This window comes from Enterococcus sp. AMC1157 (assembly GCF_058216555.1).
On record NZ_CM177099.1, the window covers coordinates 1,540,469 to 1,563,224 of the forward strand.

The 22,756-nt window shown below is 36.7% G+C and carries 19 protein-coding genes and 1 pseudogene; 3 read left to right on the forward strand and 17 right to left on the reverse strand.

Annotation, left to right across the window (positions count from 1 at the left end):
- Window positions 1–75 precede the first annotated feature (75 nt).
- From prmC to AC4BBX_RS07465, 3 genes are all read right to left on the reverse strand, one after another.
- Window positions 76–906, reverse strand: coding sequence for a peptide chain release factor N(5)-glutamine methyltransferase (prmC, locus tag AC4BBX_RS07455; protein WP_490453262.1), 831 nt, complete (start codon window positions 904–906; stop codon window positions 76–78).
- Window positions 899–1,972: a peptide chain release factor 1 gene (gene prfA, locus AC4BBX_RS07460; protein ID WP_490453263.1), complete on the reverse strand. Its 1,074-nt coding sequence runs from the start codon at window positions 1,970–1,972 to the stop codon at window positions 899–901. The genes prmC and prfA overlap by 8 nt, the downstream gene beginning before the upstream one ends.
- 398 nt (window positions 1,973–2,370) lie before the next feature.
- Window positions 2,371–2,940, reverse strand: coding sequence for a thymidine kinase (locus AC4BBX_RS07465; RefSeq protein ID WP_490453264.1), 570 nt, complete (start codon window positions 2,938–2,940; stop codon window positions 2,371–2,373).
- Window positions 2,941–3,376: 436 nt separating this feature from the next.
- On the opposite strand from AC4BBX_RS07465, the gene AC4BBX_RS07470 reads away from it, so the two are divergent.
- Both AC4BBX_RS07470 and AC4BBX_RS07475 read left to right on the forward strand, forming a co-directional pair.
- Entirely contained in the window at window positions 3,377–4,525 is a 1,149-nt protein-coding gene (locus AC4BBX_RS07470; RefSeq protein WP_490453265.1) for a peptidoglycan-binding protein, read from the forward strand.
- A 130-nt stretch (window positions 4,526–4,655) separates the two neighbouring features.
- Window positions 4,656–5,364: pseudogene (locus tag AC4BBX_RS07475) on the forward strand (glucosamine-6-phosphate deaminase).
- 90 nt (window positions 5,365–5,454) lie between these two features.
- Here the strand turns inward: AC4BBX_RS07475 and AC4BBX_RS07480 are convergent.
- The 14 genes from AC4BBX_RS07480 to lepB form a co-directional block, all read right to left on the reverse strand.
- Window positions 5,455–6,309 carry a prolyl oligopeptidase family serine peptidase gene (locus AC4BBX_RS07480; protein WP_490453266.1) on the reverse strand — a complete coding sequence of 285 codons (855 nt, stop codon included), beginning with the start codon at window positions 6,307–6,309 and terminating at the stop codon, window positions 5,455–5,457.
- 12 nt (window positions 6,310–6,321) lie between these two features.
- Window positions 6,322–6,948, reverse strand: coding sequence for a GDSL-type esterase/lipase family protein (locus tag AC4BBX_RS07485; protein WP_490453267.1), 627 nt, complete (start codon window positions 6,946–6,948; stop codon window positions 6,322–6,324).
- Between the two features lie 661 nt (window positions 6,949–7,609).
- A complete protein-coding gene (locus AC4BBX_RS07490; RefSeq protein ID WP_490453268.1) occupies window positions 7,610–8,932 on the reverse strand; it encodes a glycoside hydrolase family 30 protein in 1,323 nt (440 codons plus the stop codon).
- Window positions 8,932–9,549: a DUF624 domain-containing protein gene (locus tag AC4BBX_RS07495; protein WP_490453269.1), complete on the reverse strand. Its 618-nt coding sequence runs from the start codon at window positions 9,547–9,549 to the stop codon at window positions 8,932–8,934. Before AC4BBX_RS07495 ends, AC4BBX_RS07490 begins: the two co-directional genes overlap by 1 nt.
- Window positions 9,550–9,568: 19 nt before the next feature.
- Window positions 9,569–11,188, reverse strand: a complete 1,620-nt coding sequence (locus AC4BBX_RS07500; RefSeq protein WP_490453270.1) for a type 2 periplasmic-binding domain-containing protein — start codon at window positions 11,186–11,188, stop codon at window positions 9,569–9,571.
- Between the two features lie 26 nt (window positions 11,189–11,214).
- Window positions 11,215–12,099, reverse strand: coding sequence for a carbohydrate ABC transporter permease (locus AC4BBX_RS07505; RefSeq protein ID WP_490453271.1), 885 nt, complete (start codon window positions 12,097–12,099; stop codon window positions 11,215–11,217).
- Window positions 12,100–12,113: 14 nt separating this feature from the next.
- Entirely contained in the window at window positions 12,114–12,977 is an 864-nt protein-coding gene (locus AC4BBX_RS07510; RefSeq protein WP_490455779.1) for an ABC transporter permease, read from the reverse strand.
- 150 nt (window positions 12,978–13,127) lie between these two features.
- A complete protein-coding gene (locus AC4BBX_RS07515; protein ID WP_490453272.1) occupies window positions 13,128–14,093 on the reverse strand; it encodes an ROK family protein in 966 nt (321 codons plus the stop codon).
- A 5-nt stretch (window positions 14,094–14,098) separates the two neighbouring features.
- Window positions 14,099–15,109 (reverse strand): LacI family DNA-binding transcriptional regulator, encoded by a 1,011-nt coding sequence (locus AC4BBX_RS07520; protein ID WP_490453273.1) that lies wholly within the window; start codon window positions 15,107–15,109, stop codon window positions 14,099–14,101.
- A 151-nt stretch (window positions 15,110–15,260) separates the two neighbouring features.
- Window positions 15,261–16,700, reverse strand: coding sequence for a 6-phospho-beta-glucosidase (locus tag AC4BBX_RS07525; RefSeq protein ID WP_490453274.1), 1,440 nt, complete (start codon window positions 16,698–16,700; stop codon window positions 15,261–15,263).
- A 143-nt stretch (window positions 16,701–16,843) separates the two neighbouring features.
- Window positions 16,844–17,578 (reverse strand): MurR/RpiR family transcriptional regulator, encoded by a 735-nt coding sequence (locus tag AC4BBX_RS07530; RefSeq protein ID WP_490453275.1) that lies wholly within the window; start codon window positions 17,576–17,578, stop codon window positions 16,844–16,846.
- A gap of 34 nt (window positions 17,579–17,612) precedes the next feature.
- On the reverse strand, window positions 17,613–19,358 hold the full coding sequence (gene recQ / locus AC4BBX_RS07535) for a DNA helicase RecQ (protein ID WP_490453276.1): 1,746 nt from the start codon (window positions 19,356–19,358) through the stop codon (window positions 17,613–17,615).
- 209 nt (window positions 19,359–19,567) lie between these two features.
- Window positions 19,568–19,960: an OsmC family protein gene (locus AC4BBX_RS07540; protein WP_490453277.1), complete on the reverse strand. Its 393-nt coding sequence runs from the start codon at window positions 19,958–19,960 to the stop codon at window positions 19,568–19,570.
- 51 nt (window positions 19,961–20,011) lie between these two features.
- Window positions 20,012–20,584 carry a signal peptidase I gene (gene lepB, locus AC4BBX_RS07545; RefSeq protein ID WP_490453278.1) on the reverse strand — a complete coding sequence of 191 codons (573 nt, stop codon included), beginning with the start codon at window positions 20,582–20,584 and terminating at the stop codon, window positions 20,012–20,014.
- A 735-nt stretch (window positions 20,585–21,319) separates the two neighbouring features.
- On the opposite strand from lepB, the gene AC4BBX_RS07550 reads away from it, so the two are divergent.
- The gene (locus AC4BBX_RS07550; protein ID WP_490453279.1) at window positions 21,320–22,726 is read left to right on the forward strand and encodes a TrkH family potassium uptake protein; all 1,407 of its coding nucleotides are present in this window, start codon (window positions 21,320–21,322) and stop codon (window positions 22,724–22,726) included.
- Window positions 22,727–22,756: the final 30 nt, after the last annotated feature.

A 22,756-nucleotide genomic window follows, 5' to 3' on the forward strand; every position in this document is an offset into this window, starting at 1 on the left:
TTTTCTTTGATATTACTTGTTTTCATTTGTCTTATTTTCATAAAAAATAATTTTATCCACAAACTTGTGGATAACTTAGTACACATGGACCATTCGATCATTCCCTGATAAATCTTGGCGAATGTCTATTTGCTTATGTGGAAATTGCTTTTGAAAAATAGCTTTTACAGCTGTCGCTTGTTTAAATCCTATTTCCAAAAAGATTTCTCCATCTGGTTTCAATTTATCTTTGGCTTGTTCTGCCAACTTCTGATAAATAGCTAATCCTTGATTTTCAGCAAATAAGGCGATTTTAGGCTCAAAGCTACGCACACTCTCATCCATTAATTCCCATTCGTCTTCACTAATATAGGGTGGATTAGAAACCAACAAGTCTATTGGTTTGTCAATGGGAGCTAACGTATCGCCTAAATAAAAGGCCACATCAGCACATAGTCTTTGATTATTGTCCATTGCTACGGCTAAAGCATCTTCTGAAATATCTACTGCAGAAACTTGCCAATTAGGACATTCTAGGCTTAATGACACAGCGATTGCACCGGTTCCTGTACCCACATCGACAACATGTAAGGGTGAACTTTTACGAGTTTGTAAACACCACTCGACAAGCTCTTCGGTTTCAGGTCGTGGAATTAAGGTTGCTGGAGTGACTGTGAAGGTCCTTCCATAAAATTCCTCAAAACCAACTAAATACTGTGGTGGATGATTTTGGACTAATAACTCTAAATCTTTCTTGAGTTGTTGCTCTTCACTTTCAGAAATCTCTTGATTCATCTTTAAAAGCCAGTCCGTTTTATTCCATCCTTTGCGAGCAAGGAATACATATTGAATGCTGTAACCTTCTTTTCCTTGTTCTTCTAAAAAAGAAGAAGCCCATGACAGGACTTCTCGATAAGTTTTAGCCATTTTGCAACTCTTCTAACTTCGATGTTTGATCGTAAACAATCAAAGCATCAATAATTTCATCCATTTTCCCTGCTAAGATTTGATCTAATTTTTGAATCGTCAAACCAATTCGATGATCTGTCACACGGTTTTGTGGGAAATTATAGGTACGGATACGCTCAGAACGATCTCCAGTACCGACTGCTGATTTACGATTGGCATCGTATTCGCTCTGCGCTTCTTGTGAAATTTGATCATAGACACGGGCACGTAAGACCTTCATTGCTTTCTCACGGTTTTTCAGCTGAGAACGTTCATCTTGCATCGCTACAACGATTCCTGTAGGTAAATGAGTTAAGCGAACGGCAGATGCGGTCTTATTGACGTGCTGTCCACCAGCTCCTGATGCATGGTAAATATCTGTACGAATGTCTTTGTCTGCGATATCAATTTCTACTTCTTCTGCTTCTGGCATAACAACAACTGTTGCTGTTGATGTATGAATACGACCTTGTGACTCAGTAGAAGGAACGCGTTGAACACGGTGAGCGCCACTTTCATATTTTAATTTAGAAAAAACGTTATCTCCAGTAATCATCATAATCACTTCTTTGTAACCACCGATTCCAGTCACGTTAGCTTCCAGAACTTCTGTTTTCCAACCTTGAGACTCTGCATAACGCTGATACATGCTAAATAAATCTCCTGCAAATAAAGCAGCTTCATCTCCGCCGGCAGCTCCACGAATCTCCATAATGATATTTTTGTCGTCATTAGGATCTTTGGGTAGTAACAAGATTTTAATTTGTTCTTCTAATTGCTCTTTTTCTTTTTTTAAATCAGATAATTCTTCCTTCGCTAATTCTGCCATTTCATCATCTAAATTTTCACCCAGCATCTCTTCTGCATCTGAAATGCCTGTGACTACTTCTTTATAACGACGATACACAGCAACAGTTTCACGAGTATTCGCTTCTTCTTTTGAAAGTTCCATAAAGCGTTTTGTATCAGAAACCACTTCTGGGTCACTTAACAATTCGCCTAATTCTTCGTAACGGTCTTCAATAGATTGTAACTGATCGTACATAATTTCTCTCCTCTAGTTTTCTTTCTATTTTACTCTTGTTGGGGATACATTTTCTAGTTTTGCACCTTTTTTTCTGCTTTTTTGGTGCATAATTCCTAACTTTGCACCTTTTCTCTGCTTTTTTGGTGCATAATTCCTAACTTTGCACCTTTTCTCTGCTTTTTTGGTGCATAATTCCTAACTTTGCACCATTTTCCTACTTTTTTGGTGCATAATTCCTAACTTTGCACCATTTTCCTACTTTTTTGGTGCATAATTCCTAACTTTGCACCTTTTCTCTGCTTTTTTGGTGCATAATTCCTAACTTTGCACCTTTTCTCTGCTTTTTTGGTGCATAATTCCTAACTTTGCACCATTTTCCTACTTTTTTGGTGCATATCTCACTCTTTATGCAAAAATTAAATTTCTGGATGGTTGTAATGGTGACGACACACTGGGTAATAGGCTTCATTGCCACCGATTTGAACTTGTGCGCCTTCATAGACAGGTTTACCATCTATATAATGTAGATTCATAATTGCCTTTTTGTGGCAGAACCAACAGATTGTTTTCATCTCTTCAATTTTGTCGGCATATAATAGTAAATATTTTGAACCCTCGAATAATTCATTTCGAAAATCATTTTTTAAGCCAAATGCCATAACAGGAATTTGTAACTCATCGACTACGCGGGTAAAAGCAAGCACATGCTCTTTGCTTAGAAATTGGGCTTCATCAATTAACACACAATACGGTTTATAATCCAAAGCTTGAATCACATCAAAAACATTCGTTTCCTCAAAAATCGGAATGGCTTTTTCCTCTAAACCAATTCTACTGGACACTTGTCCTACACCTGAACGTGTATCTAACCCACTTGTCATCAAGACAACGGGCTTCTTTTGTTCTTCATAATTATGCGCGACTTTCAAAATTTCAATCGACTTGCCACTATTCATTGCTCCGTACTTAAAAAAAAGTTGTGCCATCTTCTTATCCTCCGTTTTCTCCTTTGATAGTATACTTGAAAATCACGATTTTTTACAGTATTAAATTTGCAGAGCTAGGACAAAATCTCACTTTTACCTAAATAAGATAAAATATATAACCAATATTGTTAATTTTTACGTTCAATAATAAAAAATTTATTTTTTCATTTGTCAGAAAAATAACACGCTTTCATTTCCTTCGCTTAAAACATATTCATTGAAAATATTTACACAAGTTAATAATTCAAAGATTCGGCAATTTCATTTAGTGAATAAATGAACTTTATATCGCTATAAAAATAACTAAATTCACATTATTATATATAAATAGATGGAAAATTCATATATTTTTTTTCACAAAATGTATTGCTATCATCCCACCCTCATGCTAAAATGTGAATGAATGAACAATTTATTTAATTTTAGGAGGATTACAATGAAAAAGAATCGAATTGCAACAGTTTTACTTTTGGCAAGTTTTAGTTTAGCAGCTTGCTCACCAGACTCATCAGGAGGGGAATCAACTGCTGAAACAACTACAGCGACAACGACTGTAGAAACAGCTGAAAGCTCAGAGACTGCGGCTCCAGTTGCAATTACTATCGCAGATGGATCAGACGCAAGTGCTGAAGTGCCAGCTGAAGGAACAGTTTATATGCGTCAAATGTACACTGCACCACATGGAACAAGATCTTTTGCAGTAGTAAACGTAATTATGAATGGCGACACAATTATTGACTCAGTATTAGATGAGTTCCAATATGTTGATCCAGCAACGAATACAGGTGTACCAAATTCTGATGGTGGTTTTGGAGAAGCTTATCCAGAAGGCGTGGTATTAGCAAGTAAAGTAGCTAACAACGAATCTTACTCAGCAATGATGGCTGAAAAAGGTGGCGCTACTCAAACATGGCAAGAAAGTGTAGACGCTATTACAGATTTCACTAAAGGTAAAACGGTAGAGGAACTTGAAACAGCTCTTACTGAATTAGATGCTTTAGGTGAAGAAGGCAATCCAGCAGACGTCGTTTCTGGTGCAACTTTCTCTGATACTCATGGTTACTTACAAGCAATTGTTGATACCGCTAAAAGTGGTAAAGTAACTGTTGGTGCAGAAACTTCTGCGACAGATTTAAAAGTAGCTCAAGTATATAGCGCTCCTCATGGCGATAAATCTTTCGCAGTGACAACTGTCGCTTTAGACGGTGACACAGTAGCTGCAGTTGTATTGGATGAATTCCAATTTGTAGCAGCTGATACTTTCGGCGGCGTACCAAACTCTGATGCAGATTTTGGTGAAGGCGTAGGCGAAGGTTTAGTATTAGCTTCAAAAATTGCTAATGATGATGCTTATTCAGCAATGATGGCTGAAAAAGGCGGTTCTACTCAAAACTATTCAGTAAACATGGGCGCAGTTCAAGACTTTACAATTGGTAAAACAGTTGCTGAACTTGAAGATGCACTTACTGAATTAGACGCTTTAGGTGAAGAAGGCAATCCAGCAGACGTCGTTTCTGGTGCAACTTTCTCTGATACTCATGGTTACTTAGCAGCTATGGTTGAAGCAGCAAAAGCAGCTGAATAAAATAGTAAAAAGTAGCGGATTTTTCCGCTACTTTTTTTTTCTATTTACAGAGCTGTCAGAACTTTTTCGTGTTTATTTTTGTTATACTAAAGAAAACGCTTTACGATTCAGTGAACAAGGATGAAACACAATGAAAATTATCAAAACAGCTAACGAAATAGAAATGAGCCAAGTTGCAACAGAAATTTTATTAGGAACCATGTATGAAGATTGACGGGTAAATTTATCGATTACTGCCGGAAAATCTCCAATCAAAACCTATGAATTATTGGCCCCCATTGTCAGTAGACGTGGACATTTCGATAATGTTCATTATTATAATTTTGATGAAATTCCATACAAACACGCACAAAGAGATGGAATTACTCTATCTGATTTAAGAAAGCTTTATTACTCTCCAGCAAAAATTGATGAAGAAAATATTCATATTCTAAATTGCGAAAATTATCAAGGGCAAGATCAACGAATTATAGAAGATGGTGGACTTGACTTGATGCTCTTGGGAATCGGAACTGACGGATATTATTGTGGAAATTTACCCGGTACAACTAAATTTGGTGATAAAACCACTTTGGTTCACATGGATGACTACCTAAAAAGTCGAGTGGCACCACATTTTTCTGATAAAAAACGAAGTACCTGATGTATATGTAACTATGGGACCAGCTAGTGTCATGCAAACAAAAAAATTAGTCATGATTGCCACCGGTAAACACAAAGCCGAGATAGTGAAAAGAATCGTCGAAGGTCCCGTAGATGAGCTTATACCCGCTACTTTATTAACTTTACATCCTAACTTTACTCTACTTGTTGACACAGAGGCTGGAAGTTTGTTGTAAGCTATCCTTGAATCTAAATGAACCATAAAAAATCCGAAAAAGAGAGCATTCTAGAATGAACCACATTCGTCTCTCTTTCGGATTTTTTGTTTATTTCAAATGCTTATCAAAAAAAGCTAAAATTCGTTCATGGACAGCTTCTGACCAAAAGTCAGCTTCATGATCAGCCTCTTCTACTAAAATTAAATCAGATTCAATCTCTGCACTTTGTAAGGCTTCATACATTCTAGTTGCTTGTTCATAGGGAACCAACTTATCTCCCGTTCCATGTAACAATAGCAAAGGTGTTGTGGTATCTCGATTAGGAATGACTGAAATCGGACTCATCTTTTGAATCAATTCTTTCTTTTCAGAGATTCCTCCGCCAATCATCATTTCATAATTAATTGCTCGTTCATTTCCAGCAGCTTTTAATTCCTCATAAAGCAAAGTTAAATCAGTTGGACCAAAACAAGACACTGCACAAGTTACTGCGTCAGATTGCTCCTGCCACTCTTTTGTTTGATACTCTTGATTATCTCCTGTTAAGCTGACCAATTGCGCGGTATTCCCTCCAGATGAAGTCCCCCAGAAACCAATACGTGTCGGATCAATACCATATTGATCTGCATGTGCTCGCAAATAACGAATCGCGGTTTTAGCATCTTCAAGAAAGGCTGGCATCGCATAGCCATCATGATAGTTGCGATGAGTAATTGTCGCCACAATATAGCCTTTGCGGGCATATTCACTTAGTTGCGGCAATTCATGGTAGACATCTGGAAAGGTCCAACCACTTCCTTGTAAGAAAACAATTGTTGGAAAATTAGTTTGCATTTTTTCTGCCGCTGCCCAAGGAAGTAAAATTTGCATTTTTAAACCTTGATCTACATTAGAAAACACAACATCTGGAAATAGGCGAGCATTTCCTTGTAACGTTGGATTGTTAGGTATTTTTTCAATCATTTTTTTGCCTCCTTATTTCTCTTGTTCAATCAATTTCGATAATTCATTGGCAATCAATCGATAGGCTTTTCGGTTTAAATGGATCCCATCTGTTGATAATTCACCTTGTAAATTGCCATCTTTGTCAACCAGCACATGATTGACAGAATAACTTTCATAGTCATACTCGGTCATTAATGCACGGATTTTTTGATTGGCCACCATTAGTTTTTGATTGGTTCGAAATGGAATTACTTCTTTTAACCAAGGAGTGTTTTCACCAATTTTTGCCATTTTATCTGGATAAACTGGATAAAATTCAAGAAACGTGACTCGAGTACTGGGTAACTTCTCTTTAATCTGTTGTAAAATAATTTGATAATTAGCGAGCAGCTCATCTAACTGATAGTCAGGATTATTCAAATCATTGGTGCCAATATTAATAAAAATCCAATTTGGTTTCAAATCAAAAATTAGTGTGTCCAACACTTGTAAATATTCAGGTGTCGTAAAGCCACTAACTCCTCGGTTATAAATATTTCCAGTTAAAAATTCTTCGACAGGAAATTGCTCCATTAATGAAGAACCAGTAAAGATAATTCCCTGTTTTTTTACTGTTTTATTTAAAATTTGATAACGTTCTACGACTTCATTTGTCAAAAAAAATCACCTCTCATCCATTATACACCTTCAAAAAGGGGCTGTGACTTAAGTAAAAACAAAATGAAGATATCCGAACAAAATAGAATGGTTGCCTTTAATCAAGGTCAAATTGCGACGAGGCCCCACAGGACCGCAGAAGCAATCTTCTATCGTTCGGATACTTCACTGTTAAAACGGTTATCATTCGCAACATATTTGACGCTTCACTGCTAGAGAGGCTTGCTTAGGTCAGCCCGGAACCGCTCCAAGCCTGTAGTCTTGGAGCTTTCAAGCTTCACACGCACAGTAAGCCAATCAATTGGCAACTGTGCGTTGTTCACATTGAATTCTTGACGTGGCTACAATACAAGCCTCTCTCTTCGTTACGCTAAGAACTGATTGATAAGCGTAATCTATTGCAATGATTTTTCCCTGCGTCACTAACTTTTGATAGTTAACTAGCGTAACAGAACAACGAAAGCTGCGGCGTCACCGTGAAAGAGGAGCCAATGTGAACTACTGTAACTTAGCGCTAATGCGATTAGTTACAGTTTGAAGCTTGGCAGACTGGAGACGAATGGCTCCAGTTGATCCCAGGTCGACAAAAGCAGATTTTGTTGTGGAGTAAAGCGCATAGATGAATAAGGTAGCTGCGAAAGGTAACGGTAAATTACTTATTTCATACCCCTTTAACAAATGTTCCTGCTGCTTTAGCTGGCAAACAAATTTTTCCTAAGGTTTGGTCTGCTTCAGCTAATTCGATTACTTGTTCTTCTTTTGAATCGTTAAAAATAATCCAGACCAGTGAACCATCAGTATTTTCAAAAGCAACATTTTTCATTTTATTGGTTTGTTGTGTTTGAATTCGTCTAGCTCCTGGATGCACAAATTTACTAAAATGTGCCAATCCATAATAATCTAACGTATATTCTAAAGTTTTTTCGACTTGATGAACTTTTAACAATCCACGACACGTACTTCTTCCAAAACCAGGTACAGCTGGACCATTATTTTCATCAAGGGCAATATTCCACAAAATAAAGGACTTTGATCCATTGCGTAAGATCTCAATTCCTGTTCGTAGCAAATTGCTAAAGGCTGGTTCAAAAGCTGGAATCCATTCCCCGCCAGAACCTTCTGTAAAATGAATCTCTTTTTCTGGAAATACATCGCCTACTCTCGATTGACTAATCGGACGGCCGCCATACCAATGCCAAGCAATTCCATCGAAAGCATCTTCCGCTTTGTCTAACAAATCAAAAGCATAATCGATACGATCCCAATTATGGTCGTACCCAAACACTTTGGTTGTTATACCTGCTTTTTTAAAAGCGGGCTTTAAGTATTCTCGAACAAATTTGGCTTCCGACTCTGCTGGAAAAAACATCCCTGGATAAGTTGGAGGCTCAAATAATGGCTCATTTTGTGGGGTCACGGCATAGACATCCAAATTTTCTTCTTGATAAGCCTGGATAAAACGCACAAAATATTCCGCATAAGCTTGATAGTACTCCGACAACAATTGTCCTGTCACCATTTTCCCTGTATCTTTCATCCAACCGGGAGCACTCCATGGAGATGCAAAAAATTTTAATTCAGGATTTAATTCTTTTGCCCATTTTGTTAAAGGTAAAATACTTTCACGATCATGGTCAATCGAAAAATCGTTTAACTCAGGATCAAAATGACCCTCAAACTGATCATCATAACTGTAAATAAAGCGGGCATAATCAGAAGCACCCATGGGATTTCGGATTAAAGACAAACCAATTCCTTCTTCGAGATCAAACAATTGAGTCATCGCTTGTTTTTTCTGTTCTTCGTCTAAGACTTTGTCTACTAAAAAAGCTGCTGAGTCAGTAAAAGAAGCACCAAATCCATCAATTGATTGTCCATAGATTCGCTCCTCTAGTTGAAGCGTTGCTGTTTTTTCTACTTCAGAAAAAGAAGTTTCTTCAAATAAATGTTGCTCATCGCTTGTTCTAAAAAATTGAGTGGTCACTATTCTTCTCCTTTTGGAAAATATTGGGTATTAAAACGTGCCATACAGGCTAAATAAATTTTCGTTTGAATAAATAAAGGTAAACTAAAAGCAAAAAAGAACCATAAAAACATTAATTTTGGCAAAAAAATGGGTACTAGTAAAGAAAGAACTAAACTGGTCAAGCTAAGACAAAATAGTCCCGTATATTTCATGCTCACACTGATAGCTGTAATCACTGTTTCTTTCAGAGTCAGTTGTTTATAAGCCACTGTTGTCAATAAATTCATCACCAAAATCAACATAAAAGCCGCCAGTAGCAAACTTAAAAATTGAAAAGGAGTCTGTAAGGTAGCTCTTACTAATAAGACGATTACTCCAAAAATAGCCAGACTTCCTAAAAATAAAAGCGTGCTTGATTTAAAATGCTGTTTGAAGTAATGATAAAACGTGCTGACAATTTTTGCTCCAGCGCCCTCTTCAGTATCCATCAATAAATGAAAGGCAGCACTTATGGCGCTACCCATCGTAATGATTGGGATGCTAAAAAGTATTACCAGCAGATTGATTAACAGCAAATCTGCCATTTTCGAAAGGAATTGGTAGACTCCACCTTCTAGTTGAAATACTTTTTTCATAAGTACTGCCTCATTTCTATTAGTTCAAGTTTAATTTTTCTTTGTTTTCTTGCATTTTTTCATCACGGATTGCTTCAATATCTTCCCATCCATTTTGATTCAAGAAGGATTGATGGTCTTCTAAAATTTTATCAAATTCTTCATCAGAAGAAGAACGAATCAAGCTTACTAAAGTAGTATACCAGTTCGTATCAATTCCTGATAAGTTACGTGATTCTGGTGTTCCTGTTTCTGGATTAATATTTTCTAAGATAAAGTGTGGATATAATTTTCCTACACCCCATGATCTTGGTTGAACCAAAGCAGGTGTTTGTGTTGACTCACTTGCTAGTGCTTGATATTTATCATGTCCGAAGAAGATAAATTCGCTTAAACGATATTCTTTTTTGAAACGATCAGAATCTGTGTCTTTGATTTCTTGCACTTCAGGTAATAAGGCAATTTTTCCATCGGCATCGTATTCAAATGTTTCGCCTTCTATACCAAAGGTTGTTAATATGCCACCTTCTTCACTTTGTAAGTAAGTAAAGATTTGCATTGCTTTTGCCGGATCCGAAGCTGTCTCACTGATGTAGTTAATCATCCAACCAGTAATTCCACTTTGATTTAATTTTGGCTCATTGCCTTCGCTGTGTTGTGGTCCATCGATTGCAATATACTGGCCATCAGGATTTCCAGCCATCCAGTTTTGTAAGAAACCACTCATTTGAGCTGTTCCTCCCGCCATAATTGTTGCATATTGACCCGATTTCACACGCTCTTCAAAAGCAGTACCGTCGTCAGAGAAACTATCATCAGAAATATTGCCATCTGAATGAACTTGACGGAACGTACGTAACCAGTCAATATATTCTGAATCTAAATTACGATTGTAGTATGCACCATCTTCTGTTTCTAAATCCACACCGATAAAGTCTTGGAAGACATCTCCTAATGAACCTGCACCATCACCAAAAGCGTTAAAGCCAAAAGGTATTAATTCAGGAAATTCCTCTTTAATTTTTTGCATCCCAGCTACAAATTCTTCTTGTGTACCAAAGCTTGGCTCACCAATCGCTTCATAGACATCTTTGCGAATCAAGAAATTAGTATTTGCCGGAATCAAACCACTATCATAGTCATCTGCCGTATTTGAATAGTTTGGATAACCATATGTGTTACCATCTGCTAATTGGAACCAATTAAACGTATCTTCTGCTGCTACTTCATACCAATAAGGATCGTATTTGTCAGCCAAATCATTTAGTGAAAATGCCCATGAATCTGCTTTTTGTGCTACTTGTGAGTTTGAATCAAAAATAGTAACAATATCTGCCATGTCGTTACTTGAAAACATGGTATTTAAGTTCGTATCGTCTCCTTTAATGAAGTTGATTTTTACATTTAAATCTTCTTCCATTTTGCGTGTAACTGTATCATTACCCCATTCATCGTTCCACCAATCGGCATTTACATACCAAGTTAATTCTGTGACCTCTTCTTTTGAATCTAGTTTCCATGCAGGAGTAGAAGCATCTAGTTCATAGCGTTCATCTAAGTCCACTTCCACGCTTTCTTTGTTGTCTCCTCCGCCACATGCAGCTAGTAAAAAGAATGAGCTAGCTAATGTCATACCACTTACAATTTTCTTGTAATTCATGTTGTTTGTCCCCTTTTCCTTATTTTTTATTCTTTTACAGCCCCAACCATCATGCCAGCAATAAAATGCTTCTGAAGTAGAGGGTAAATGATCAAGATTGGTACAGTTGTTACAATAATTGTTGCCAATTGAATCCCTTTGGTTGTTGATTGGGCAACAGTTGTTCCAATATTTTCCATTCCTTGTGTTTGTGATTGTACAATGATTTCATACAATTTCATTTGCAAAGGATACAATGATTTATCGGTAATATATAAACGAGCAGTCATAAAGTCATTCCACTGATTCACACCATTAAACAAAGCGATTGTTGCCAAAGCTGGTTTAGATAATGGTAAGAAGATTTGCAAGAACACACGCCAGTGACCTGCACCATCAATCATCGCTGATTCTTCCAACGAGCTTGGTACGCTACGGAAGAAGTTCATCAAAATAATTACGTCATAATAACTTAACAACGCTGGAATGATGTACACCCAGAAACTGTTTAACATGCCTAACTCCCGAAGTAACAAGTACATTGGAATCATTCCACCTGAGAAAAACATTGTAGTAATTCCCATTGCTGAATACAATTTGCGTCCTTTTAGATAGGATTTACTCATGGCATAGGCCATCATGGCACAGAAGAAGACGTGGGTCACTACACCAATGACTGTTTTTAAAACTGAGATCATAAAAGCTCTAAGCATTGAGCTATCTCGGAATACTGCACGATAGTTTTCCAAAGATAATTCTGATGGCCAAAAGATGAAATCTCCTTTTGCTAATGCCGGTCCTGAGGCAAAAGATGACACTAATACATTCCAAAGAGGAATCACAATAATAATGGTAAAAATAGATAAAATAGCTACGTTGACAATGTCGAAAATGCGACTATCCACGTCTTTTCTCATTGTTTTTCTTTCCATGGTTCTCCCTCTTTCTATAAGACTGATTGGTTATCATTCAAACGTTTTGTCATTTGGTTAGACGTTACCAGTAAAATAACTGATACAATCGAAACACCTAAACCAACTGCCGTTGCATAAGAGAAATCTCCTTGAGCAATCCCCATTCTAAACACATAGGAATTGATTACCTCTGCTTTGGCTTGGTTTTGGTTATTCATTAAAACCATTGTTTGATCTAAGTTGGAACCTAACAAACCACTAATGGTTAAAATTAAGTTCAAGCTGATAATTCCTTTTAACATCGGTAAAGTAATATTCAGCATTTGTTGCATCCGTGAAGCACCATCAATTTTGGCCGCTTCATAATAGGATGGATCAATCTTAGACAAGGTTGCTAGATACAAAATTGTCCCCCAACCTGTGTTCTTCCAAATATCAGAAAGAACAGCAATCCACCAATATTTATTAGCTGACAATAGATAGTTTTCATTCTTAATGGCAAATCCTAAACCTGACAAGATTGAATTCAATAGACCCGTCGTTGATAACCAGTTGATTAACATCCCACCTAAAACAATCCATGATAAGAAGTACGGCATATAAGAAATTGTTTGAACCAATTTCTTGAATGGACCTTGGCGTAGTTCAAAAATTAAAATGGCTAAAATTACTGGTAGAATGAAACCAATTGCCAATTTTAGAAAACTAATTCCCATCGTATTAACTACCGAATCCCAGAAGAAACGGTCTTTCATGATAATACGAAAATTCTCTAGTCCAACCCAGGGTGCAGTGTCCATTGTGTCGATTACTGTATACCGTTTGAAAGCCATTGTTAAGCCATAAATAGGAATAAAGTTGAAGATAATCATAAAGATCACTCCCGGCCAAACCATTGTTTGTAATTCCCATTGTTCAAAAAACTTTTGGAACCAATTTTTTGTTTTTTTTACTTGTAGTGTTTTGTGTGCTTCCACTATTGCTCCTCCTTTTGAGTATCAAGTGAGTTTTTCACCTTTCTTGATAGTTATTTCCTTTGTCAATTCTTATCGAACTTCAGAAATAAAAACGTTTTTAATTTTTTCATTAGCCAATAATTGATGTACCTGAAAGACTGCGCCAATCAATCCAGCATCGTTTTTCAATTTAGCTTGACGAATCGGTGCAATTGTTTGACCTTTCAAATAGGCAATACTTGAATGACGATTTCCTAATCGATCCACCTCTTCTTCTAAACGTTGGAAAAAGATTTCATTTTCACTAACCCCTCCACCGATTAAGACAACTTCTGGATCAAAGCAACTAATCAAGTTAAGTAAACCTGTTGCTAAATCTTCAAAAAATTGTCGAATTATTTCGGCTGCGATTGGATTTGTTGCTTCCTGTTCAAAAATACTTTTGGCGTCGTAAGTTGGTTCAAAGTCAGTATCTACAGCTTGCATCTTTTGGTTGAATCTCAAGCAAAGTCCGCCGACAATGGCTGCTCGCTGATTCAGAGAAACGCTTTCAAGTTCACCCTCAGCAGGTAAACGATCAATCATCATCCAACCAAACTCTCCGGCCATTCCATGACCACCTCGATAGATATCTCCGTTGATGACAATGCCTCCACCAATTCCTGTTCCTAACACAATACATAAATAATTTTCAATATTTTGAGCATTCCCAATCCAGCGCTCAGCAATCGCGGCTGCATTCGCATCATTTTCAATACAAACTGGTAAGTGAACTACTGACTCAATTTCTTCTTTCAAATTTGTTCCATACAGTGTTTTAATTGCTCCAGCAGTGGTCATTAAGCCATTTTTTTTGATAATACCTGGCGCACTGATTCCGATTCCACGAATGTCTGCACGTGCTCCTTGAAACTGTTGAATGAGTTGAATTAACTCTTGAATAAATGGTTCTTTCTGATGACTTGTGGACATTGCACCACGTTGCGTTACATTTCCTAATTCATCTACTAAACCGTATTTAACTTTTGTTCCTCCTATATCAATTCCAATATACATAAACTTCACTCTTTCTCTTTATACTTCTTAACAGATTGACCTTCTAACAGTTTTCCTGAAAGTTCAAATGACTGCCCTTCTTGTTCACCTGTGATTAAAGCAATCAGATGTTGTACGGCTAATTGAGCTTGTTGTTCAATCGGATTTTCAATCGTAGTCAATCTTGGTTCAAAATATTCTAATAGGTCAATCCCATCAAAGCCAATCACACTAAAATCTTGTGGCACTTGATAGCCTAAATCTCGTAATCCTTTAATCACACCAATAGCACTTAAATCATTTCCTGCTAAAAAAGCACTTGGCTTTTCAACTGCATCTTGCTTTAAAAATTCTTGTACTGCATGATAGGCATCCTTTTCTTCAAAACTACCTTGTAAGACAATATCTTTATCAAATGAAATCTTCGCATTTGCTAAAGCTGCCTGATACCCTTTAAATCGTTCATCACTATCATAAACGCCTTCGAAACCTAACACGAAAGCAATTCGCTGATGACCTTTAGTTAATAAGTAGTTGGTTGCAGTCTGACCTGTTTGAAAAGAATCAAAAACAACACTACCAATCGTCTCACTACACGTTCTTCGATCAATAAAGACTGCCTTGATTTTTTCACGTTTGATGGCCTCTAACTCTTGCTCATCAATTAAATCTTCAAAACCAATAATGCCATCCACCATGTTTCCTCGAATGCTATTGGTAATAATCTGTTTATCATTTGTAATAAAGACATTGATTCCATAACCTAGTCGTTCTGCTTCTTTCGCCATCGCCTCTACTAAAGGACTAAAGTACGGACCACTAATCGTATTCGTATAAAAGCCTAACATTTTTGTTCGACCAGATTTTAATTGTTTCCCCATCACATTGGGAACATAATGTAGTTTTTCTGCGGTTTCTAAAATTCTTTTTTTGGTAGCAGGTTTTACAACATCTACACCATTTAATGCTTTAGAAACGGTCGCTATCGAAACATTTGCTGCTTTTGCTACATCATGTATCGTTATTCTATTTGTCATATTGATCACCATAAAAACGTTTTTATTTTCTAACACAATCATAATTAAAACCGCTTTCATAATCAATAGTTTTTATGATTTAGGTTCATGTACCAATCAATTGAAACTTGTTTCCAAGCTGGTACATCTTGTACCAGCTTGGAAATACTTTCTATAACTCTTCTCCCTTAGAAGCAATCACTTTTTGATACCAATCAAAGGAATCTTTTTTCCGACGATTTAATGTTCCGTTACCTTGATTATCCTTGTCCACATGGATGAAGCCGTAACGCTTTTCCATTTCTCCAGTTCCAAAGCTGACAATATCGATAATGCCCCAAGGTGTATAGCCTAGTAAATCAACGCCATCTTCTAAAACCGCCAATTTCATCTGCTCGATGTGGGCTTTAATATAGGCTACACGATAGGGATCATGAATTTTGCCTTCTGGGGTCACTTCATCATAGGCACCAAAGCCATTTTCTACAATAAACATTGGTAATTGATAACGTTCATAAACGACATTTAAAGTATATCGCAAACCAACGGGATCAATTTGCCAACCCCAATCACTGGCTTTAACATAGGTATTTTTAATCATTTTTGCTTGCTCAAAATCAGGAATATCATAGCCTTCACTATCTTCTACCGTAGTGACTGCTCCTGACATGTAATAACTAAAGCCAATGTAATCGACCGTTCCTTCTTTTAACACTTGTTCTTCCTCAGCGGTAATGTCAATTTTATAACCTTTATTTGCCCATTCATTTTTGGCATAACTTGGCACGATTCCACGAGCATGAATATCACTATAAAAGAAGCGACGATTCATGACTTTCAACGCAGCCATTTGATCTTCTGGTTTGCTAGAGGCTGGATAAACCGGAACATAGGCCATCATACAACCAATTTGGAAGTCTGGATTAATTTCATGTCCTAATTTGACCACTTTCGCACTGGCAATCAATTCATTGACTGCTGCTTGGAAAACAATTTCTTCCCGAATTTCGCCTTCTTCAAAAAGAATTGCAGAATTCGTCCAGGTGTGTAGTTCATGTTGTCCATCTGCTTGATTGTTGATTTCATTAAAAGTCATCCAATATTTTACTTTGTCTTTGTAACGAGTCATGACTGTTTTTGCATAATGGGCAAAAAAGTCGATTAATTTTTTATTGCGGAAACCACCATATTCTTTGTACAAGTGATAAGGAATTTCAAAATGAGATAAAGTAATGACTGGTTCAATGCCATTTTTTTTCAATTCATCAAATAAATCATCATAGTACGCTAGACCTGCTTCGTTAGGTTCTGTTTCATCTCCGTTTGGAAAAATACGTGTCCAGTTAATTGATGTACGGAAAGCTTTTAAACCTAATTCTTTAAACAATTGAATATCCTCTTTGTAACGATGATAGAAGTCAATCGCTTCGTGGTTGGGATAATTTTCTCCCTCTAATACACCATCTGTAATGCGACGAGCCACTCCGTTCGCACCGGCTGTCATAACATCTGCCGTACTTACTCCTTTACCCTCGACATTCCAAGCACCTTCTATTTGATGGGCAGCTACTGCTCCTCCCCATAAAAAATTTTCTGGCATAGATTTATTCATCGACACTCTCTCCTTTACAACTAATCGTTACACTCAGTATAAAGAAATTATCCTTAAAGTGGTGCTTTTTTTTATGAATTGGTTATCGTTCCTAAAGAAAGAAAAAAACATCAGCATGGTACACGAAGTACCACACTAATGTTTTATTTATTCTCTTCTAACTGACTCACCGCTTCAGATAAAGTTTCAATCAAAAATAAACAAGGAATTTGACTCGTTAAATCTTCGTGACGATTCACACGCCGAATATCTACATCATATTCTAAAATATAATCAGACATCTTGGCTAATGTACTGTTAGCATCGCTAGTAATAGCCACCGTCGTACAATCTGGTTGATTCCAAAATCCATGGACCATCTCAACAATTTCTGTTGTTGTTCCTGTAATTGATAAGGTAATCAGCATATTGTCAGAGGTGTTTCGCAATTTCGAAAAAATGGGATAGGTCGAGTCAATCAAAGGATAGCTATTAAACCCTATCGTAGCAAAGCGTCTAGCAGCATATTCACACATCGCTCCTGAAGCTCCTATTCCAAAAAAGATGACATTCTCACATTCCGTCATTTTTTCAGCAATTTGCCAAATCTTTGTCTCAATATCTCGAGGGAAATTTTCTTCTTTTAAGCGTTCTAAACCGTTCAATAACGAACGATTTTCACTTTCAGGAACTTTGAATTGTGTTCGAAACTCGGTAAAACTCTCGTAACCAATTTTACGAATAAAGCGCATTACAGAAGATGCGGAGGTATGAGATTCACTGGCGATTTCTCGAACACGCATATAAGGAATTTTATCACTATGACTAGACATATAGTGATAAATAGCTCGATCTGTTTCTGATAATTCATTGAAGTCTAATTTTCCAAAAAAAGACACTATTACTCACCTCTCAATTATTGTTAACAATTTTTTATGAATTAAGGACAGCTAAAAATGCTTCTCCGTACTTGTCTAATTTATTTTGTCCCACTCCTTTGATTTGTAAAAATTCCAATGGATTTTTGGGTTGTTTTTCTGCCAGTTCTTGCAAAGTTTTATCAGAAAATATCACGTAAGGTGGTAGATTTTGTGTTTGTGCTAAGGATAAACGCAATTCTCGCAAGCGTTCAAATAATTCATTATCCATAACCAATTGTTTCACGGCTGTTTGTTTTCGATAGACTTTACTTTTACCCAATAAAATTTCGACACCTTCTGTGGACAGAGACAACAAAGGATACTGTCCTTCTGATGGTACTAAATAATGTTCTGCGGTTAAATAATCAATCAGTTGTACGACATCTTTTTGGGTCCAATCTTTCATAAGACCATACGTACTTAATTGATCAAAACGCCATTGAGTAATTTTTTTATCTTTTGAGCCTGTTAGTACTTTACCCACAAAAGATTTTCCAAATCGTTCACCCATTCGTTTGACACAGGAAAGAATTTTTTGAGCTTCCAAAGTAATATCGACTGCTTCCCGATCGTCTAAACAATTGCTACAACGTCCGCAATCCTGACCACTTTCACCAAAATAACGTAAAATGTAACTTTGCAAACAAGTTTGGGTATGCCCATATTGATTCATCTCTCGTAGTTTTAAATACTCATTTTGTTGGTATTCAATTGTAGATTCCGATTGTTCAATAAAAAATTGTTGGACTTGCAAATCTTGTGGTGCATACAGTAACACGGCCTCACTAGGTAGACCATCCCTTCCTGCTCGTCCAGCTTCTTGATAATAAGATTCTAAATTTCCTGGAATTTGAGCATGAATCACAAAACGTACATTACTTTTATTAATCCCCATACCAAAGGCATTCGTCGCAACCATTACTTGAATACGATCAAACAAGAAATCCTCTTGATTTTTAGAACGTTCTTGCTCCGACAAACCTCCATGATACAGTCCTACTGCAACATCATGATGCTTCAACAAATGAAAAATACGTTCAACTTCTTTACGAGTACTCGCATAAATGATTCCCGATTGACCCTTGTTCATTTTTAAATATTCCAAAAGATAGATATCTTTTTGTTCTTTTACCACTTGAAAAGCCAAGTTTTCTCGGGCAAATCCCGTTGTAATTAGGTTTTCTTTAGGAATAGACAATAGTTGGCAAATATCTTCTGCTACTTGGGGTGTTGCAGTGGCAGTTAAGGCAATAATTGTTGGTTTTTGAATAAAAGAATGAATGGTCTCTGTTAATTTTAAGTAACTAGGGCGAAAATCATGCCCCCATTGCGAAATACAGTGGGCTTCATCAATCGCAACTAAATCGACGGTCACATGACGTAACATTTCTAAAAAGTCACTGGTTTCTAATCGTTCTGGAGCCACATAGAGAAGTTTGATTTCTCCTCTTACGGCTAATCCTAAGCGATGCTGGATTTCTGGAAAAGTCAAAGTACTGTTGATATAAGTTGCGGACACACCCATTTCATTTAGACTATCGACTTGATCTTTCATTAATGAAATAAGTGGGGAAATGACAATCGTTAGCCCATCAAAAATCAAAGCTGGCAACTGATAACAAATAGATTTCCCTCCACCTGTCGGCATGATACCTAATACATCTTCTCCACGCAAAACTCGATCAATCATTTCTTCTTGTCCAGCACGAAAATGAGGGTAGCCAAATACTTCTGTTAATAATTGTGTACGTTTATCCATAAAAACTCCTTTTTTGCCCTCCTCCACAAGTGAATAAAGGGACTTTCACTAAAAAAGGCTGTAGCATAAGTCAAAACAAGACAAAAATATCTAAACAAAATAGAATGACTACCTTCAAATCAAGGTTAATTTGCGACGAGGACCCGCAGTAGCAATTCTCTATCATTTGGATATTTTACTGTTAAACGACCTTATGTCACAGTCCCTGCTTAAATAAATTTAACCTTTTTAGTTACTTCAATTGCTGGGTCCAAAGATTGTATTACAGGGCAATTTTTGGAAACTAATTTCACGCAACGTTCTGCTTTTTCATGTAGTTCATCTGAAATTTCTACAAAAAAAGTAATTGCTATTGATTGGACTGGTTGTGCTTGACGTTCCTCGTTGCGAGTATAACTAACTTCAATTTTTTCAAACGTATAAGGAATATGAGAATTATCTAAAACAGATTGGTAGACGTAACCCCCACAAGCAGCTACGGCACTCACTAACATTTGAACGGGAGAATAACCGACTTCTCTTGCTAAAACCCAGTTCCCATTTTCTCTTGGTAATTCGATTTTATCATTTCCTTGAATTAAGGTAATCGTTTCCACACTCATCTGTATCGCTCCTTCTTAAACTGATAACTATTATTCGTCAAATTGACTGGTTTATTTAACTAACTCGATTTGATTTAGTGGCCAATAACGGAGAAAAACTTCTCCTTGAATCAACGACTCATCCACAAAGCCAAAAATACGACTGTCTTTGGAGATTAAGCGATTGTCTCCCAAAACAAAATATTGCCCCTCTGGTACGACATATTCAAAATCATTGGTAAAACGATCTGCACGTTCTGCTACTGCTTGAAAATTCTCACTATATGCGTATTCATCTTGTAATTTATCTTCAGCAAATTTTGCTTGAAATTCAGCTAAATAAGTCTCTTCAATCACTTCTCCATTGACTGTCAACACATCATCTACCATGCTGACGGTATCGCCAGGTAATCCGATCACTCTTTTAACTGCCAATTTCTCTAATTCATCTGGTTCTTGCGTAGTAATTATATCCAAGCGTTCGATTTTAGGTAATTTGTAAACCATTAATTTTTGCCCATCTGCTAATGTTGGGTCCATCGAATGTCCATTCACCGAGACAGGTGTTATGATAAATAGGCGCAAAGCTAGAAAAAGTACAGCAAAAAAAAGAAATACGCCCCAATTTTTAATAAATTCTTTCAATAGATTCTCTCCCATCTGTATTGACTGATTATAACACTTTGTACGTAAGAAAAAAACAACTAGACCACTTTTCAACTACCTAAACATCCACAGCATTTACTATTTACAGTCGAACAAAAAACTGAAACTTGAAACTTTCAGAACAAAACTCCAAAAGCTAATTGGTCGTGTGAGACCGCCACGAGCCTCTTTACAGAGTCTCTTAGGCTGCTGACGTTCAAACACTGACTAAGTGCTGAACGCACTAAGTCAGTGTAATTCATTCAGCTCCTTAGAACACGACCGATGACTTTCTACGTTTGGTCCTTCCAGTTTCTTATCAGTATATTAGCTGAGAAAATTTGTCTAACCTGGAAAGCCATCTGGGAGCAAAGACAGACGTCGTGAGCTAAAGTTGAGGATGAATTATGCAGTGTTGAAAGTAGTGGATTACTACTTTCTTACACTGAGTTTGAACGCCGAAAGGTTTGAGACTCATAAGACGCTCAGACCGGTCTCTCACAACGTCTGTTCTTTACGGACAGATGACTTGGAAGTTTTGCCAAATTTTCTTATTCGACTATAAGTCATACAAGCACCTTCGAAAAACAGATTAATTTCACTTAAAAAGTTTGATTTGGAAGGTCAAAGGTTACCTCTAAGTAGCACTCTTTGAGCCAACTCTTCTTCTGCTTTCTAATTTATTTAGTTACTGATATACTGTGTGTATTCACATTTAGGATTGGAGAATTTATTATGAATTTAAGTCGGTTTCTTCGTCTTTACTCACGCCGAGGAAAATCATTTTTTTCAAAAAATATTTCCTCTATACAAGTTATTGTTTCTTATTATATCTTTATGACCTTATTATCTCTTGTCTTATTCTACCTGCCTTTTTTTAGACAACCTGATTCTAAAGTGGCCTTTATCGACATGTTTTTTATGGCTGTCAGTACCGTTAGTGTCACCGGCTTAGTCACTTTTCCAATTGCCGAAGTTTTTAATGAACATGGCATTCGACTTTTGGAACTTCTTTTTCAAATTGGTGGTTTAGGAATTATGATGATTTCTACCTTCTTTTTCATTGTATCTAGGCGTAAAATTTCTTTAAAGCAGCGACAATTAATTATGACTGATATGAATCAACCTCGATTAAGTGGGATTGTTCGCTTAATTCGAACAACTTTTACAATCATTTTAGTTTTTCAGCTAATTTTCGGCATTATTTTTTCTTTCTATTTCAAATCGAAAGGCTATTTTGACCAGTGGCCCGATGCAATCTTCCATGGATTTTATCAAGCTATTTCTGCTGTAACAAATGCAGGATTTGATATCACTGGCAATTCACTATTACCCTTTGCAAATGACTATTTATTCTTACACATTATTATGTTTTTAATTTTTGTCGGTGGAATTGGTTTCCCTGCGATTATGGATTTTCATGAATGGATTAAATTTCACCGGATAAAAGAACGCAGAAGACTCCCTTTTCGTTTTACCTTGTTTACTAAAATCGCTGCTCTTTCTTTTGTCATTTTATTTATCGGCGGAGCGATTTCTATCTTCTTTTTAGAACACAATCATTTGTTTAAAGACTTATCACCTCTTGGTAAATGGACCAGCAGCTTGTTTTATTCAATTACAACCAGAAGTGCTGGTATGCAAGTCCATAACTTAAATCAATTTCAAGTGACCACCTTACTAGTTCTTTCAGCATTAATGTTTGTTGGTTGTAGCCCTAGTTCCGTTGGTGGAGGAATTCGAACGACCACCTTGGCAATTATTGGCTTATACCTATTTTCTTTTTTAAAAGGAGAAAGTCATGTGAATATCTTCGGCCGTAAAATTGATGAAGAAGATGTCCGCAAATCAATTGTCGTCTTTATGCTCTCTTTATTAATGTGTTTTGCTTGTGTCGTCTTTTTATCAGCGATAGAAGAAGTTTCACTGATTTCAATTATTGTGGAGGTAGCAGCTGCCTTTGGTACAACTGGACTTTCATTAGGAATAACTCCCAGTCTATCCACTCTTGGGAAACTCGTAATTGCTTTATTGATGTTTATCGGAAGAATTAGTATGCTCTATACCCTGCAATTATTCGTACCAAAAGAAACTCGTGATTTAGGCTATGAATATCCTACTGAAAAAATCATTATTGGTTAGATACTATTAAACCTACTAATCAAAACATTT

Coding starts and splice junctions, on each gene's coding strand:
- AC4BBX_RS07525 (WP_490453274.1), bottom strand. CDS start 16,700: ATGAATAAATCTATGCCAGAAAATTTTTTATGGGGAGGAGCAGTAGCT.
- prfA (WP_490453263.1), bottom strand. CDS start 1,972: ATGTACGATCAGTTACAATCTATTGAAGACCGTTACGAAGAATTAGGC.
- AC4BBX_RS07505 (WP_490453271.1), bottom strand. CDS start 12,099: ATGGAAAGAAAAACAATGAGAAAAGACGTGGATAGTCGCATTTTCGAC.
- prmC (WP_490453262.1), bottom strand. CDS start 906: ATGGCTAAAACTTATCGAGAAGTCCTGTCATGGGCTTCTTCTTTTTTA.
- AC4BBX_RS07465 (WP_490453264.1), bottom strand. CDS start 2,940: ATGGCACAACTTTTTTTTAAGTACGGAGCAATGAATAGTGGCAAGTCG.
- AC4BBX_RS07510 (WP_490455779.1), bottom strand. CDS start 12,977: ATGGTTTGGCCGGGAGTGATCTTTATGATTATCTTCAACTTTATTCCT.
- AC4BBX_RS07470 (WP_490453265.1), top strand. CDS start 3,377: ATGAAAAAGAATCGAATTGCAACAGTTTTACTTTTGGCAAGTTTTAGT.
- AC4BBX_RS07500 (WP_490453270.1), bottom strand. CDS start 11,188: ATGAATTACAAGAAAATTGTAAGTGGTATGACATTAGCTAGCTCATTC.
- AC4BBX_RS07480 (WP_490453266.1), bottom strand. CDS start 6,309: ATGATTGAAAAAATACCTAACAATCCAACGTTACAAGGAAATGCTCGC.
- AC4BBX_RS07515 (WP_490453272.1), bottom strand. CDS start 14,093: ATGTATATTGGAATTGATATAGGAGGAACAAAAGTTAAATACGGTTTA.
- AC4BBX_RS07550 (WP_490453279.1), top strand. CDS start 21,320: ATGAATTTAAGTCGGTTTCTTCGTCTTTACTCACGCCGAGGAAAATCA.
- AC4BBX_RS07495 (WP_490453269.1), bottom strand. CDS start 9,549: ATGAAAAAAGTATTTCAACTAGAAGGTGGAGTCTACCAATTCCTTTCG.
- AC4BBX_RS07540 (WP_490453277.1), bottom strand. CDS start 19,960: ATGAGTGTGGAAACGATTACCTTAATTCAAGGAAATGATAAAATCGAA.
- AC4BBX_RS07520 (WP_490453273.1), bottom strand. CDS start 15,109: ATGACAAATAGAATAACGATACATGATGTAGCAAAAGCAGCAAATGTT.
- recQ (WP_490453276.1), bottom strand. CDS start 19,358: ATGGATAAACGTACACAATTATTAACAGAAGTATTTGGCTACCCTCAT.